The organism is Gordonia otitidis (assembly GCF_020735545.1).
In the GTDB taxonomy this organism is placed as follows: Bacteria; Actinomycetota; Actinomycetes; order Mycobacteriales; family Mycobacteriaceae; genus Gordonia; species Gordonia otitidis.
On record NZ_CP085974.1, the window covers coordinates 3,152,086 to 3,167,070 of the forward strand.

A 14,985-nucleotide genomic window follows, 5' to 3' on the forward strand; every position below is an offset into this window, starting at 1 on the left:
TACTCGGTTCATGAGTGGAATCAGCCAGTACACACATCGGCTTGCGTGCGCGATGGCCGAACGGCATCGGACCTCGGTGATTCTGATGCGCGGTCTGGTACCGCGACGGCTCTATCCGGGGGCCGAGCGGGTCGGCATGAATGTCGGTGACCATGGATACCCGGACAACGTGCGGGTATACGACGGTATCGACTGGTTTCTACTGCCGTCGATTCTCGGTGCACTACGGCTCATGTGGCGCGAGCGACCGGATCTCGTCACGTTCCAGTGGTGGACCGGTGCGGTGGCGCATTCCTATCTGCTTCTGGTCGCGGTCGCTCATATGCGTGGCGCCAAGATCGTGTTCGAGATGCATGAAATGCAGGACACCGGTGAAGCTCGGATACGATTGGTCCCTGCATACACACGACTCCTCATGAAGCTGATGGCGCCCATGATCGACGGTTACGTGATTCATTCCGAGGCCGACCGCGTCCCGCTCTGCGCATCGCATGACGTCGCGGACAAACCGGTCGAGGTGATTCGTCACGGGCCATTCGCCCAGTACCGTGCCGACGATGCCCTTCGTGCGGCTCCCGCCGACTGCGTCAACCTCACATACTTCGGCACAATTCGGCCCTACAAGGGCCTGGAAGATCTGATCCGCGCTTTTGATGCACTCGGCGAACCCCAACGCTTCTGGCTCACCGTGGTGGGTGAGACGTGGGAGGGGTGGACGTACCCTGCCGAATTGATTGAGCAGAGTCCGCTCAGGGATCGGATCACCTTCGTCAACAGCTACGTCACCGATCACGAGGCGGCACGGTGGCTCGCGGGCGCCGACGCTCTGGTGCTGCCGTATCGCAGGTCGTCGGCAAGCGGCCCGCTGCACATCGGGATGTCGCTTGGGCTACCCATCGCGGTCAGTAGCGTTCCTGCACTCGTCGATGCGGCATCGGACTACCCGGGTTGTGTGTTTTTCGAGCCAGGTGACGTGGAGGGATTGGAGACGTCGCTGCACACGCTGGCAGCGATGAGGGGGGAAAGGTTCGACGACCCTACGTCGTGGACCGAATCTGTCAGGAAGTACGACAACCTACACGCACGACTGCTGCGTGTAGTCCCCGCTCATCGAAATCCAGAGGCTGTGATGACATGAAAACAAACCGGACAGTTCGCCGAGTTCATATGAGCACCGTTTCGCTGCTCTCCGGAGCGTTGCTGATGGCCTGCACCACAAGCAATCCCGCGGGAGCGTTGCCGATCGAGTCGCATCGAGTGGTCAGCTCTGCGAACTGTCCGCAGACGGCTGCCGCGACCCAAGGATGGTCGAATGTTGCCTTCTCGGATGACTTTTCGAATCAAGCCACATCTCTGAACAAATGGTGGGTCTACGAAGGAGCAGGTAACGGCGGCAACGGAAGGCGGTCTATCTCTGCTCTGTCGGTCTCTGGCGGGTCGTTGACTTTCAACGCTGACTGGGCAGGAACCTCCGGCGGTATCGCGCAAAAGGTCGGATACGACGGTAAGTACGGCCGGTGGGAGACCTGCATCAGGTCGAGTATGTCGGCTCCTGCGTACCACTCGGTGGCGCTGCTGTGGCCTAACGACGATGTCTGGCCTGCGGGTGGCGAGATCGATTTCATGGAGATCCGCGATCCCATGCGCGGGCAGCTCGAATACAACCTCCACTACGGCGCGGCGAACAATGTCGAGGAACATGCGCGCCCTGTTACCGGAACCGACTGGCACAGCTACGGCGTGGAGTGGACCCCGTCGCGAATAGCTGTGTTCGTCGACGGCGTGCTGTGGGCTCAGTCCACGGACGCGTCCAGATTTCCCCGGGGCCCCATGCACCTGTGTCTGCAACTCGACAACTTCGGTGGCCTGACTGTGCCCGGCGCGAAGATGTACGTCGACTGGGCAGCCCAGTATCGCCTCTGATTGCTTCCCCGTAGCCAGAACCGCGGCCAGCGGCGCGTCCCCGATGAGTCGTGTCAATAATTCTTGACAACGCAGTGATGTCAACATAACCTGACAGTCATGCACGACGAACCGACGACACCAGAGCAGGATCTGGCCGGGGCCGCTGCCAGCGACGATCCGGCCATCGGCCTCGCCGCGGTCCGCGCACTGCGGACCCTGGCCGACCGGCTCGAGGAAGTACAGGTTGCGAACGCTCGATCGAAGGGCTGGAGCTGGCAGGCGATTGCGGAGATTCTGCAGATCAGCCGCCAGGCCGTGCACCAGAAGCATTCACAACGTGAGGCCTGAGGAGCCCGAAGGGCACCAAGGCCGAAAGGAGAACCATCATGTTTGGTCGATTCAGTCGAGACGACAAGATGATGCTGGCATTTGCCACACAAGAAGCCGCCGACCTGGGACATCACCAGCTCGGCAACGACCACCTCATCCTGGGCATGCTGTGCAACGCGCGTTCGCCGCTGTTCGGGCTGCTCGGTGAGCAGGGTCTGACGCTCGCCACGACGCGTGACGCCGTGCGGGCCTACCACGAGGAACACGACGCCGACGTCACCGAGGCCGCCGAACAGGCTGCGGCAGCACGCTACGAGGAGGATCGCGAGGCTCTCAAGAGCATCGGGATCGACCTCGACAAAGTCCGTGCCGCCGTACGCGATCGCTTCGGGGACGACCTCTCCGAGGGCTGGGCCGAGCGGCCAGAGCGTGGCCGGGGACCTCGTGGTCGCGACTGTGGTCCGCGAGAAGGGGGTCCGCGTGGCGGCGGTCCCCGCGGCAGGGGACGTGTACACGGTAGAGGTCACGGGCGTGGCCACGGCAGGGGTCGGGGCGAGTTCGACCGCGGAGACTTCGGGATGCGCGGTGGTTTCGGCCCGGGGTTCGATCCGCGGCAGGGTTTCGGCCCCGGCGGATTCCCCGGTGGCCCCTTCGTCGAGGGCGGACCCTTCGGTGACGAGGACGGCCGGCAGGGGCCGTGGGAGCCGGGTCGCGGACGTCGTGGTCCGCGCGGCCGCGGGGGTCGTCCCCGCTTCGCTCCGGAGACTCGCGACGCGTTCCGTGAGGCGGTCCAGATCGCCCGTGAGCGCGGCGACGATCAGCTCAGCGCCGAGCACCTACTGCTCGGCATCCTCGAGGTGAACGACCCGGCCTCACGCGCCGTCGTCGAATCCGCCACGAGCACAGAGGATCTCAAGGCCGCCGTGCTGGCGAGCCTGCCGGACGTCGATGCGGAGGTCTGAGCTCCGACCGCCGGACCTCACGCCGGAGTTGCCGCCAGCCTCCACTGGCGCTGGCAGCAACTTCGGCACCCGTCTGCCGCGATTCGTTCCCGAGTACGTACACAATCGCGACGTCAGCGGAGTGCGGCGACAATAATTGTCGTGGCGTCTCGCTGACGACCCGATTGTGTATATGGTCGTTGGCCGTGAGGCCCGCTTCAGGGGGAGTTGCGGCAACGCGCGCGTGCTCTGAGCATCGACCGCCTCGATAACTGGCCGCCTACCCAGCCGAGTCGCGCAAATACATGTGTTCCTTGCGGGTGCGCGGAGAACTTCGCTCGCATCTGCCGAAATCACGTGTACCTGTGCTCGGGTCAACGCGCGTCTCGCGCTAGCCGACAGCCAGCCCGACGGCGGTCAACACGGCCCAGGCGAGCATCGCCATGCCGGTGGCGCCGAGTGACGCGATGAGCCCCGGCCCGACGGCACCGGCCCGCACGGGCTGATACGCCTTCCACAGCAGGGGAGCGGCCACCAAGCCGAGCAGCGCCCACGGTGTGGCGGCGACGAGCACCACGCTCATCACGAGCGGCACGACGAGCAACACGCCGTAGAACCGTCGAGTTGCGGCGTCGCCCATCCGGACGGCCAGGGTGTTCTTGCCCGATTCGCGGTCGGTGGGGATGTCGCGCAGATTGTTCACCACGAGCACTGCCGTCGACAGCGATCCCACGCCGACCGCGCACGCCAGTCCAACCCAGTCGACGGTCCCGACCGTCACGTACTCGGTGCCGAGAACCGCGACGAGTCCGAAGAACACGAACACAGCGACCTCGCCGAGACCGAGGTAGCCGTAGGGTTTGGACCCCCCGGTGTAGAACCATGCGCCCGCGATGCAGATGGCGCCGACGACGACGAGCCACCAGGCGGTCGTTGCTGCCAACACGAGACCACACACGGCCCCGATGCCGAAGCAGATGAACGCCGCGCGTTTGACCGCCTCGGGCGACGCCGCACCCGACCCGACGAGTCGCATCGGGCCGACGCGCTCGTCGTCGGTGCCGCGGATGCCGTCGGAGTAGTCGTTGGAGAAGTTCACACCGATGATGAAAGCGATCGCGACGACCGCGGCCAGTGCTGCCTTCCACCAGTTCACGCCACCGATGTGCAGGCCTGCGCCTACACCGGCGACGACAGGGGCGATCGCATTCGGAAGTGTGCGGGGTCGCGCCCCGGCGATCCACTGCGTTGGGGTTGCCACGCTCAGAAGACTATTCCTGCCTGCGCTCTGCTACGTGCTCGGCAGACCGAACGCGGTGAGAACGGTCTTGGTCCACAGCTTCTGGCTGGCCTCGTTCGGGTTGCCATCTGCGTCTACGAGCGCCGCGCGGCCCGCTGAATCGGACGGGAACGCCGAGTACACGTCGATCACCTGGATGCCCTCCGCATCCATGGCGGCCGCGTAGACCGACAACTCGTCCGACGACCCCGCACCGGCAGTCGCGTCCGGGCTCTGCTTGATCACCGCGATCTTGGCGTTCGGGTACTTCTTCTGCAGGTCATCGACGAGGGGCTGTACCTGCGTCGCGAGGGGCTTGCTCTGGTCCTGGGTGCGTCCGAAGTTCAAGAGAATCAGGTCGGGAGTCACTTCGGGTCGGATCAGCTCGTCCAAATTCTGCTGCGCATAAGCGGCATCTTTGCCTGCGGCGCTGCCATTCCAGAATCCGACGGCCCCGTTCTTTCCCTCGCCGAGACCCACCATCGGTCCGTACCGTCCGGTGGCCACATTCCAATACTTGGTGGCGACCGGCCGATCGAGGGAACTGCTGATCGCCGACCCGAGCGCCGGTGCCCATCCCTTCGGATTGGACCCGGTCGAATCCCCCAACAACACAAGGGTCTTGGGCGTTTCCGGCGAGGCTTTGGCCGCGTCCATGAATGCCACGGTGGACGGGGTGGAAGCCGGTGCGACGCTCGACGGTGCTGCGCTCACGGGCGTCGACGAACTCGCACTACTCGTACGGTTTCCCGACACCACCAAACCCACCACGAGGACGATCACGCAGACGATCATGACCACCCAGGCCCAGATCGGCGCAGACGCCCAGATCCGCTTCAGCAGATTACCCATTCGACTCTTCAACTCCATCTAGTGCATCGCGCTCGAGAGGTCACAATAGCCGCAAACCACTTAACAGTCCGCATGGAAGGGCAGCCCCTGCAGACGACTCGATATCCATGACCCGAGAATTGGTCCAGGATCGAACGAATGTCCCTGGCCCTCGCGGCGGTCGCGCACCACGGGGTCGCCCAGCGTGCAGGCGCGGGACAGACTGGTCTCCATGACGTCGACCGGGGTGATCTCGTCGGCGGTTCCGTACATGGCGAGGATCGGAACGTCGGTGTGCTGCTGGGGCAGTACGAACTTCGACACCGCGGCGTCGAGCTCCGCATTCGCTCCCGGCGTCGACCGGAGCGTCGACGCATCGCGACTGTGTGTTTGGGCAGCGAGGGCCGTGCGGCCGGTGGCGCACGAGACCAGCGACGAGATCTCCGACGCCGACATTCCACCGAGGTGGTCGGCGGGATCGATCTGCGGGTCGACGTGCGAGGCCCCGACGACGATCAGCGGATAGAGGAACCGCTGCGCAGAATTGAGTGTGCCGTCCTGGGCCGCCGTGGGGTATCGGCTCACATCGAGGACCGGCGACATCGCAACCGCTCCCACGAGGTCGCCGGAATCGGCATCGCGGAATCTCGGGTAGAGCTCGGCCGTCGCCCAGGCGGCGGCTCCGCCCTGGGACGGGCCGACCACAACCCACTTGGGGCCGATCGTCGGCTCCACCGCGCGTGCGGCGCGCACGGCGTCGATCACGTTGTGTGCCGCGGTCCGTGGTTCGAGATAGGGGTGCGGGGGAGCGTCGACACGGATTCCGAGACCCTGATAGTCGGTGGTCACCACCGCATATCCCGCACGCACGAATGACCCGATCGTGGCGATGTCGCCGAACATGTCCGGGTGATCCGACGGTCCGCAGTCGCGGGCCAGCCCCGTGGTGCCGTGCGCGTAGGCGATCAACGGCCACCCGCCCTGCGGCCACGACCCGGACGGCACGAACACCGCTCCGCTCACCGATGTGCGTGAGTCGTCGACACCCGACGTCGAGCTGTAGTCCAGTCGGGTGACACGCGTACCCGTGGGCATCGCCGAGGTCCAGCTCTGCAGTCCGGCGTCGGTGGCGAGAACCTCCCCGCTTGCAGCTGTGGTCTTCGTCACGACCTCTCCGGACGAGGCGTTTCCGCAGGCAGTCAGCATGCACAGCGTGATCGCACATGCGAACACCAATCCGCACACGGGGGCCGACGCTCTTCTCACACGGAGAATCTAGCGGGTGGAGCGCATGTACTCGCGTCTGCTTGCGCGTTGCGGACTGGTAGATGATTCTGTTCGCGTGAGACTGCAGCTGCCGACCCGAGGCGACGGACCGTCGACTCGGCGTCGCCACTGCGATCCGCCCGAGGTCGCGCAAGACCCCAATGCGGTGACGGCGCCGCGCGACGGAGAGGTCTACACGTACCTCGGGCCGCAGATGCGCTGGGTGCAGTTGTTCCTGATCGCGGCGTTCGTTCTCGCTGGTGCCTCACTCTTCGTCTTCGCCACCGCACACCCCATGTTGTGGCCCGCGCTGATCGTCCTCGCGTTCAATGCGGCGAGCGTCGTCTTCGCGACCCTGACCGGTGTCAACCGCAGGCGCGTGCAGTGGCGCGAGCATCAACAGCTGGCCGCCACCTGGACGCCTGCCGACGGCCGGTATCCCCGCATCGACGTCTTCCTGCCGACGTGTGGGGAGAGCCTCGCGATCCTGCGCAACACCTACGAACACGTCTCGGGGCTCACCTGGCGCAGCCGGGTGAAGTTCTTCGTCCTCGACGACGCCGCGCGACCGGGTGTCGAATTCCTCGCCCAGGAGTACGGATTCGAATACATCGTGCGGCCGAACCGCGGGGAGTTGCGCAAGGCGGGAAATCTCAGGCACGCGTTCGACATCACCTCCGGCCACTACGTGGTGATCTTCGACGCCGACTTCTGTCCGCGACCCGACTTCCTCTGGCACCTCATTCCCTACATGGACGACCTCGACGTCGCAGTGGTGCAGAGCCCCCAGACATTCGCCACCACTGAGCCGATGAATTGGATTCAGCGCACTGCGGGGGCCACCCAGGAGTTCTTCTACCGCTGGGTCCTGCCGTCCCGCGACGGGATCGACGCCGCGGTCTGTGTCGGCACGTCCGCCGTGTACCGGCGCTCGGCACTGAACGCCGTCGGTGGGTTCGCGCCGATCGAGCACAGCGAGGATCTCCACACAGGCCGTCACCTGCAGCAGGCGGGGTTTCGGGTGCGGTACGTCCCGGTGGTCCTCTCGCGCGGCTTGTGTCCGTCGGATCTCGCGGCGTTCCTCAACCAGCAGTACCGGTGGTGCATGGGATCGCTGTCACGGCTTCCCAATCCGCACCTGAGTAGCGCGCAGGTGCGGCCGACGATTCGTCAGCGTCTCGCGTCGTGGGCGGGAGTGTTCTACTACCTGACCACCGCCATGAATGTGTTCATGCTCTTCATCCCCGGCATCGTGATGGCGGCCTTCTATCCCGAGGACGTGCATCCCAGACAACTCGTGCCCTTCCTGCTGGGTCTGTGGGTGTACGTGGTGCTGTTTCCGCTCGTCTCGCGCAGTAGGTGGCGGTTCGAGGTCCTGCGCATCCAGATCGGTTACAGCTTCGCCCACACCGTCGCGATCTGGCACAAGCTGACCGGCCGCGAGAAGGGCTGGGTACCGACGAGCGTTGTCGGCAAGTCGAATTCGCTGGCGCGGTCGATCAGTCTGCTCGGCGTGGTGGCGCTCGGCGGATCGCTCGCGCTGTTCTGGGTACTCATCGTGTACGACGTTCTCGAGTACGGGCTGTGGGACTACTTCATGCTCGTCGGATTCGTCCTCGCCTACACCTATCTGGCGCTGCCACTGCTGACCGAGTTCGCCAAGGTGCTGATCGCGCCGCGTCGAGCCAAGGTGTCGGAGTCGGCGACCGCCGATCTCGCCGAGGCCGCCGAGGTGTCGGCGTGAATACGCCCGGGTTCGGTCGGCCCGAGCCGCCCCGGCCGGAGGAGACCGAACGTCGCCCCGCCGAGCCCAATTGGAATCGCATCACCGTGTTCGAGGTGATCGGCTACACGCTGGCGATCGTCTTCATCGGAGCGCTCGCACTCGGCGTCTTCGACATCATGCTCCCGTGGGCGACGTGAGCCTCACGACGCTCCTCGCCGCGCAGAGCCCCGCGAAGGCGATGCACCGCCGGTTCTTCGACGACATCGCAGGGCTGCGCGGCGTCGCCGTTCTGGTCGTGGTGGCGTTCCATTCGCGAATCCCTTTCCTGCCCGGTGGATTCATCGGCGTCGACATCTTCTTCGTGATCTCCGGCTTCCTCATCACGCGCTTGTTGATCGAGGAGTTCGAGCACAGAAAGACCGTGTCGTTCAGGGGGTTCTACGCGCGACGGTGTCGCCGGATCATCCCGGCGGCAGCGCTGGTGATCGTCGTGTCGCTGGTCGCGGCGATCGCGACCATGCCGTTGCTCAAGGTGTTCAAGCAGTCCATCGATCTGCTGGCAGCTGCCGCGAACGTCGCCAACTGGCATTTCATCGCGCAGAACGCCGACTACCTCGCGGGTGCCATCGACGGCAGTCTCGCGACGCATTTCTGGTCGCTGTCGATCGAGGAGCAGATCTATCTGGTCTGGCCGATCATCGTCTTCGCCGCAGCCGCGGTGGTGGCCAGAACCGTGTTGCGCGAGCGTGTCTCGGTCCGGGTCTCGGTGGGGATCGTGGTGGCGCTGATCACCGCGGCGTCGTTGATCTCGTGTGTCCGACTCACCACCACCGAGCCCGCCGTCGCCTACATGGCCACCTACACCCGTGTGTGGCAGTTCGGCGTCGGTGCGCTCATCGCGGTAGCTGCACCGTGGCTCGGGCGACGGCACCTGGGAGTCGGCCGGGTTCTGGGCTTCGCGCTGGGGTGGGCGGGACTCGCGGGACTCATTGCCGCGTGCGTCCTGATCACCCCGACCACACCGTATCCGGGCACGGTGTCGCTGCTGCCGACCCTGTCGGCGGGCGCTGTCATCGTCGCCGGTCAGTTGGCCGGTGCAGGAGTGCCGTTCGTCGGGAGTCTGCTGTCGCTGCTGCCGCTGAAGTTTCTAGGCAGGGTCTCGTACTCCTGGTACCTCTGGCATTGGCCGGTCCTCGTCATCTTCGAGGATCAGACGCACATCCGTGCATGGCCGGTGTTGCTCGGCGTGTCGGTGGGATCGCTTGCGCTGGCGACATTGTCGACGTTGTATTTCGAGGAACCCATCATCCGCAATGCCGAACTACGACGCAACGCCTCGGCGTCGATCTCGGTCGGGGTGACCGGGCTGGTTGTCGCGTTGTCCGTGGCGATGACGACGGGTGTGCTGGTGGTCAAGGCAGCCAGTCGCGACACCGTCGCGAACGCCTCGCTCAATTACGATTCGGTGTTCGGGCAGGCACGCGCCCCCATGTCGGGGCCGGTCACCCCCAACCCGTTTCAGGCGTACGACGACCGGCCGTCGCCCAATGAATGTCTCGTCCCGGTGGGGCAGACATCTCCGACCCGGTCGTGCGTGTTCGGGCAGGACGGCGGCGTTCCCGTGGTGCTGTTCGGCGACAGCCACGCCGAGCAGTGGGCCGAGGCGATCCGTTCGATCGGTGATGCCCACGGATGGCAGATCCACCAGTTCACCAAGGCGGCATGCCCGGCACAAGACCTCACACCCCGCGCGGGGCAACCGGATCCGTTCAACAAGCAGGACTGCGTCGACTGGAGGTCGTCGACATTAGATGCGATCGACGCGGTACGCCCGAAGATCATCATCGTCTCGTCACTGTCGACGTACGTCCCCGACTATCCCTCGGCACAGGAGGCATGGGATCGCACGCTCGACCGCCTGCGTGCAACCGGCGCCCGACTCGTCTACATCGAGGACACCCCGTACCCCGGTTTCCAGATCGCCGATTGCATGTCGGGGGCACTCGACAACTGGCACCGTTGCGATTTCGGGCTCGACGGCTTCACCCGCATCGAACCGATCATCGACGCCCAGGCGCGCGGCGAGGACTCCGACATCACCACGATCGGCGTCAATGATCTGCTGTGCGACGGCAACACGTGCTTCCCGGCACGCAACAAGATCATGTTCTACCGCGACGATTCCCACCTGACCAACACCGCGGCAACGGTTCTCGAGCCCGCCTTGGTCAAGAGACTCGACGCGCAGCGGTTCGACTACACCGGACGTAACGCCGCCGGCCGCTAACCGGACAGTGCGGCCACCGACCGGCGGAAGGCGTCGAGGCTCTGCGGCGTCGAGTTGAATCGCCAGTCGCGTTCCTTGTCCATCTGGAACCACAGGGCTCCCTCGAGACGGTCGGTGGCTTCGACGATGCCGAAGAGGCGTCGAATCCAGTCGGCCTTCAGCGAGGGCATATCGCCCTCGGCGCTTGCGGTCTCGGTGATGAGCAGCGGTCGGTCGGAGTCGATCCGCGCCAGGGTGGCCAGGCTTGCCGAGAAGAGTTCTTCCGGCCATTGCCAGCGATGTCCTGATCCGCCGGCCCAGTTGTAGCCGTCGAGCGCGAGATAGTCGACGAGGTCGTGTCCGGGGAACGCTGCGGTGAAGTCAGAGGTGCCGTCGGTGACCACGTTCGGCGCCCACACGAATCGCACGTTGCCGGCCCCGGCGTCGGTGAAGACAGTGTGCATGCGCTTCCATGCCTCGCGGTACTGGTCTGCGGTGTTGCCGCTGACGCCGATCGACCACGGGTACCACGTCCCGTTCATCTCCTGCGCGAAGCGCAGCAGCACCGGTTTGCCCCACGCGGAGAGGCCCGACGCCCATTTGCGCAGTTCGCCGTCGAACACGCCGGAGGCGATGCGCGCCAGCGAGAACAGGGGCTGCACCGTGCCGGCACCGGGCTTCCAGGGTTCCAGGGTGAGCAGCGGTTGCGCGCCCGCGGCGCCGATGGCGTCGAGTTCGGCTGTCGGCAGGCTGTCGCCGAAGGAGACGAATCGGTGCAGGTAGTGCGGTGTGCTACCTGCGAGTGTGGCCAGACGTTCGATCGGGTTCGACGTCGACCCGTCGCGTGCCAGGACGTCGGGGATGAACGCGCCCCACGCTCGGCGCGCAACCGGGGCGCTCTGCTGCGTCGTCGCTCGCTGTGGAGTCGCGGAGCAACCGGCGAGCGCGACGACTCCGCCCATCGTCGCCAGACGCAAGGCGTCGCGTCGGGACAGTGGGGTGCGGGTCACCCCGCAATGTTAAGCGGCCGGCACGGTGTCGCCGGGCACCGACGGTACTGCGGTAACCGGCGATCCGGGGCGCGCGGATGTCGGGCGCACGGGTTCGTCGGTGTCGGATTCGTCGGTTGTTCCCGGCACTTCTGTCGTCGTCGGCGCGGTCGGCGACGCTGTGGATGTCGGGTCGACGTCGACGCTCGTGGTTCCGGACGTGCTCCCCGGGGTACTCGGGGTCGGCGACGGGGAATTCGGGGTCGTCACTCCGACGTCGGTCACGTCGGCAACGGCTGACCGAGTGGTGGCGAGGGTTTTGGTACCGGGCGTCTGCTTCGACGCCGACGTCGCGCTGGAGTCGCCATTGTGACCGGAGTTCAGCGGCAGGACCGACTGGTCACCGAGGCGGGTGTAGCCGGCGCGTTCGTACGATGACTCGATGACCGGCTTCCATTGCGCGTCAAGTTGATCCGCCACCGCTGACAGGCCGATTCTGCGCATCCAGGAGAACATCGGGAGCTGCTCGGTGGGTACCAACACGTACGTCGTGTTGCCGACCGTACGCACCCAGTTGTTCGGATCGTTGACATCGACGTTCGTGTAGTTGCCGTGCAACTGCGTGTAACCCGCGAGTGCGTTCATGATCGCGGGGAGTCCTGCGACGTTGGGGTAGTCGCACAGCGGATCGTATTGTCTGCACACATCGACGACCTTGTATTTGCCGTCGTTCGGGGTCTTCACGCCTCCGGAGATGGTCGACCATCCGTTGAGGCTCTGGCTCTGATTGCCGAGCAGCACGACATAGAGCGAATCGGGTGATTGAGGAGCTGTGCTCGCGTCGTTGATCAGCCACCGGGTGCCGATCACCGCACCCTGGGAGTAAGCCATGATGACGACGTCGCCCGAGGTCTCACTCAATGCCTGCTTGAGTGCGGTGTAGCCGCTGGTGTAGACCTGCTCGCCGCTGCCGCCGGAGGCGTACTCGACTTTCTTACACACATTCGGTGGCTGGCACATGACGCCGCGCAGCTCGGTTTCCATCGGCTGCGGCGCCAGTGTTGTGTTTCCCGAGACGGTCAGCACCGTCGCTGCCTGTGCCACCGCGGTACCGCCGAGTGCACATACAGCCGAAAGTGAGACAACGAGCACCCGTACCCGCTGTCGGTATGTCCCTCGAATTGTGGACACGACTATCCCCCTATGTGAATGCCTAACGTGCTTTCCCCCGATCGCGGTGCCAACGTAGCACAATTAGCGAACCGAATTTCCTTGCGAATTCAATTACTCAACAGTGCGATCCACGTGTCCCAAGTGATATCCGAGGTATACGCGGAATGCTGGTGCGTGACGTCGGGCGGGTTGTCGCCGGGCGACGGATCAGGCAGCCACACCTCGACGATCCTGTCGTTCTCTCGAACGACATAGCCCCCGTCGCACAACTCGTGTCCGACACGACACGTCTCTTCGTATCGCCTCAGCGCGCCCTCATCTGTGTAACTGACAACACCGTCGCCGATGAAGTCGGTGAGGCGCACGAGGTTGATCCACGTGTCGTTCAATTCCTTTCGCAATTGCTTGTGGCTCGCGTGACTCAGTGCTGCGGGGAAGGCCCTTCCGTACGCCCAGCCGAGTTGCGAACCGTATGTCAGTAACGAGATACCGTCTCGACGCCGGACCAGTCGGTATGCGAGCGCGTACATGATCAGTGATCCCTGGCTGTGTGCGGCGAGAATAACCGGACGATGGGATTTCGTGCGCATGAATCTTTCCAGATCACGTATTGCGCGCGGGGCATAGGCCGGTGGCACAAGTGGATGCGCTTCACGTGGCCAGAAAGAAGCGAGATCCCACAGCACTCCGAGGGAACGTCCGGCTTTTCGCGGCTTTCGCGCAGCGTTGTACATCGCACGCAGCAGCATGAGGTCGACGAGGCCGAGCGCGATGACTCCGACCCATTCGAAGCCTCGGCTCCCGTCGACGACGCGGTGACCCACCGCTGCTGTGATGCTCGCTGCCGCCGCGCACAGGACGAGGGTGCCCACGCAGGCGGGGATGCGGAGCTTGACGGTGGCGAAACCCCACTGGATGCGCTTGATGAAGAGCTGTCTGCCCGTGGGCCGTCGAAGTCCGACGGCCTGCTGCTGGCGAATCGCGAGAGATGCTCGAGACCAACCGTTGGCGACGACGGAGCCGCCGACGCAGACCACCACACCAAGGCCCCAGACGAGGACTGTGACGCCCCACATCCATGCGGTGTCGGCGTAGACGTCCGGCAGCTTCACCGGATCACGGTGGTCGACGGCGATGGCAGCGATACGGGTCAGGGCAACCCCCATCCCGACTCCCCACAACACCCCTACCGCCGCGACGAGCGGAGCGTGCAGACCGTTCAGCCACGGCGTGGTCGGTTGATTCCGGCGAGCCCACCAGTGCGTCACGTTGCGGGGCAGCACCAGCGCCCCAAGGGTTGCGACGACGGCGAGTCCGACGAGGGCGCTGTCGAGCAGAAACAACCAGCGGATCGATCCACCGACGATGTGGTGGGGCTTCGAACAGAAGTTGGCCCAGACGAGTAGTGCGGATGCGAGGACAACCCAGGCAACTGCGGGCCACGAGACGAAGGCCGGCCGCCACCGTTGCGCGGTCGCAGACCGTGAGTCGTCGCACAGCATGGTGGCCGTGACCACAGCGGTGAGCATCACGACCACGACACCCCACAGCCAGCGCGGCGTGGCGGTGTCGCTCAGGACGATTGCAGCAGTGAGTATCCCGGAAACGGCGTGCGTGGTGATCAGCGTCGTCGCCCTGCCATCCGAAGGAGAGACGAACGAGTCGGTGGCGATCAGCGGTGGGTCGGCCGGGTCGGATTGCGGTGACGGATCAGGACGACCCCGCACGTCCTTGTCGTTGTCGGCGCACAGCGCGACGAACGCACCGACGCCGAATATGACTGTGAGGCAACCCAGAACAGCCCAGTCGCGGGGCGCTCCGTCCGACACGGGGCGAAACAGGACGCCGTCGATCAGCAAGGTGAGCTGTGCGACCATGGTGACGGTCAGGGCGAGTCCGAGAAGTCGCAGCAGCAAACGCAGAACGGCGACGCAGGCCCGCGCGGTCGGGTTGCCCTGGGGGACTTTTGGATACATCCAGGCAGCGACATTGACCAATGCGAAGGGTCCGAAGAGCGCCCAGATCGCCTGGACTGCTAGGCCGGACGTCATGTTTCCCCACCGGTAGGCGACACGGTTGCGCGGTCGTTGCACATGGGTGGGCCGTGGCGGATAAGTCGTGAACTCGCCCTTGAACCCACACCCGCTCATACCGGGAACCTCGACAACGCGCGAGCTGTCGAGAATCACCGTGGATTCCGTTCCGCTCACACCGTGGGTGAGGAGGACGAACGGTTCGGGAGCCACGTCGTCGGCCATGAAAAGCAATTGTCGCACCAC

The 14,985-nt window shown here is 65.0% G+C and carries 14 protein-coding genes; 8 read left to right on the forward strand and 6 right to left on the reverse strand.

Going from position 1 to position 14,985, the window contains the following annotated elements:
- Positions 1-10: 10 nt before the first annotated feature.
- The 4 genes from LK459_RS14455 (at position 11) to LK459_RS14470 (ending at position 3,197) form a co-directional block, all read left to right on the forward strand.
- Positions 11-1,138 carry a glycosyltransferase gene (locus LK459_RS14455; protein ID WP_227919117.1) on the forward strand — a complete coding sequence of 376 codons (1,128 nt, stop codon included), beginning with the start codon at positions 11-13 and terminating at the stop codon, positions 1,136-1,138.
- 302 nt (positions 1,139-1,440) lie between these two features.
- Positions 1,441-1,923: a glycoside hydrolase family 16 protein gene (locus tag LK459_RS14460; protein ID WP_407648592.1), complete on the forward strand. Its 483-nt coding sequence runs from the start codon at positions 1,441-1,443 to the stop codon at positions 1,921-1,923.
- Between the two features lie 99 nt (positions 1,924-2,022).
- Positions 2,023-2,253: a hypothetical protein gene (locus LK459_RS14465; protein ID WP_005208515.1), complete on the forward strand. Its 231-nt coding sequence runs from the start codon at positions 2,023-2,025 to the stop codon at positions 2,251-2,253.
- A gap of 38 nt (positions 2,254-2,291) precedes the next feature.
- Positions 2,292-3,197 (forward strand): Clp protease N-terminal domain-containing protein, encoded by a 906-nt coding sequence (locus LK459_RS14470; protein ID WP_227919119.1) that lies wholly within the window; start codon positions 2,292-2,294, stop codon positions 3,195-3,197.
- Between the two features lie 370 nt (positions 3,198-3,567).
- Here LK459_RS14470 and LK459_RS14475 read toward each other — a convergent pair whose 3' ends face one another.
- Together LK459_RS14475 and LK459_RS14480 are read right to left on the reverse strand one after the other, a co-directional pair.
- On the reverse strand, positions 3,568-4,437 hold the full coding sequence (locus LK459_RS14475; protein ID WP_227919120.1) for a 1,4-dihydroxy-2-naphthoate polyprenyltransferase: 870 nt from the start codon (positions 4,435-4,437) through the stop codon (positions 3,568-3,570).
- A gap of 30 nt (positions 4,438-4,467) precedes the next feature.
- A complete protein-coding gene (locus LK459_RS14480; protein WP_322590785.1) occupies positions 4,468-5,112 on the reverse strand; it encodes an SGNH/GDSL hydrolase family protein in 645 nt (214 codons plus the stop codon).
- Between LK459_RS14480 and LK459_RS14485 the strand changes: the two genes are divergently transcribed.
- Entirely contained in the window at positions 5,111-5,329 is a 219-nt protein-coding gene (locus LK459_RS14485) for a hypothetical protein (protein WP_227924026.1), read from the forward strand. The genes LK459_RS14480 and LK459_RS14485 overlap by 2 nt on opposite strands.
- 38 nt (positions 5,330-5,367) lie before the next feature.
- Here LK459_RS14485 and LK459_RS14490 read toward each other — a convergent pair whose 3' ends face one another.
- Positions 5,368-6,453 (reverse strand): lipase family protein, encoded by a 1,086-nt coding sequence (locus tag LK459_RS14490; RefSeq protein WP_227919121.1) that lies wholly within the window; start codon positions 6,451-6,453, stop codon positions 5,368-5,370.
- Between the two features lie 313 nt (positions 6,454-6,766).
- Between LK459_RS14490 and LK459_RS14495 the strand changes: the two genes are divergently transcribed.
- Genes LK459_RS14495 through LK459_RS14505 form a run of 3 tightly spaced genes read left to right on the forward strand, consistent with a single transcriptional unit; the run spans position 6,767 to position 10,565 of the window.
- Positions 6,767-8,296 (forward strand): glycosyltransferase family 2 protein, encoded by a 1,530-nt coding sequence (locus LK459_RS14495; RefSeq protein WP_407648800.1) that lies wholly within the window; start codon positions 6,767-6,769, stop codon positions 8,294-8,296.
- Positions 8,293-8,475 (forward strand): cellulose synthase (UDP-forming), glycosyl transferase family 2, encoded by a 183-nt coding sequence (locus LK459_RS14500; protein ID WP_227919123.1) that lies wholly within the window; start codon positions 8,293-8,295, stop codon positions 8,473-8,475. Before LK459_RS14495 ends, LK459_RS14500 begins: the two co-directional genes overlap by 4 nt.
- 41 nt (positions 8,476-8,516) lie before the next feature.
- Positions 8,517-10,565: an acyltransferase family protein gene (locus LK459_RS14505; protein WP_227923767.1), complete on the forward strand. Its 2,049-nt coding sequence runs from the start codon at positions 8,517-8,519 to the stop codon at positions 10,563-10,565.
- On the opposite strand, the gene LK459_RS14510 is transcribed toward LK459_RS14505, so the two are convergent.
- From LK459_RS14510 to LK459_RS14520, 3 genes are all read right to left on the reverse strand, one after another.
- Positions 10,562-11,554 (reverse strand): glycoside hydrolase family 26 protein, encoded by a 993-nt coding sequence (locus LK459_RS14510; protein WP_227919124.1) that lies wholly within the window; start codon positions 11,552-11,554, stop codon positions 10,562-10,564. The two genes, LK459_RS14505 and LK459_RS14510, sit on opposite strands and share 4 nt — an antisense overlap.
- Positions 11,555-11,563: 9 nt before the next feature.
- Complete coding sequence (locus tag LK459_RS14515; protein ID WP_227919125.1) at positions 11,564-12,637, reverse strand: PE-PPE domain-containing protein; 1,074 nt, start codon at positions 12,635-12,637, stop codon at positions 11,564-11,566.
- A gap of 176 nt (positions 12,638-12,813) precedes the next feature.
- The gene (locus LK459_RS14520; protein WP_227919126.1) at positions 12,814-14,964 is read right to left on the reverse strand and encodes a hypothetical protein; all 2,151 of its coding nucleotides are present in this window, start codon (positions 14,962-14,964) and stop codon (positions 12,814-12,816) included.
- Positions 14,965-14,985: the final 21 nt, after the last annotated feature.

Excerpts from the sequence above, each read along its gene's own strand:
- LK459_RS14470 (WP_227919119.1), top strand. The coding sequence starts at position 2,292 with ATGTTTGGTCGATTCAGTCGAGACGACAAGATGATGCTGGCATTTGCC.
- LK459_RS14455 (WP_227919117.1), top strand. The coding sequence starts at position 11 with ATGAGTGGAATCAGCCAGTACACACATCGGCTTGCGTGCGCGATGGCC.
- LK459_RS14485 (WP_227924026.1), top strand. The coding sequence starts at position 5,111 with ATGAATGCCACGGTGGACGGGGTGGAAGCCGGTGCGACGCTCGACGGT.
- LK459_RS14505 (WP_227923767.1), top strand. The coding sequence starts at position 8,517 with ATGCACCGCCGGTTCTTCGACGACATCGCAGGGCTGCGCGGCGTCGCC.
- LK459_RS14495 (WP_407648800.1), top strand. The coding sequence starts at position 6,767 with ATGCGCTGGGTGCAGTTGTTCCTGATCGCGGCGTTCGTTCTCGCTGGT.
- LK459_RS14465 (WP_005208515.1), top strand. The coding sequence starts at position 2,023 with ATGCACGACGAACCGACGACACCAGAGCAGGATCTGGCCGGGGCCGCT.
- LK459_RS14520 (WP_227919126.1), bottom strand. The coding sequence starts at position 14,964 with ATGGCCGACGACGTGGCTCCCGAACCGTTCGTCCTCCTCACCCACGGT.
- LK459_RS14480 (WP_322590785.1), bottom strand. The coding sequence starts at position 5,112 with ATGGACGCGGCCAAAGCCTCGCCGGAAACGCCCAAGACCCTTGTGTTG.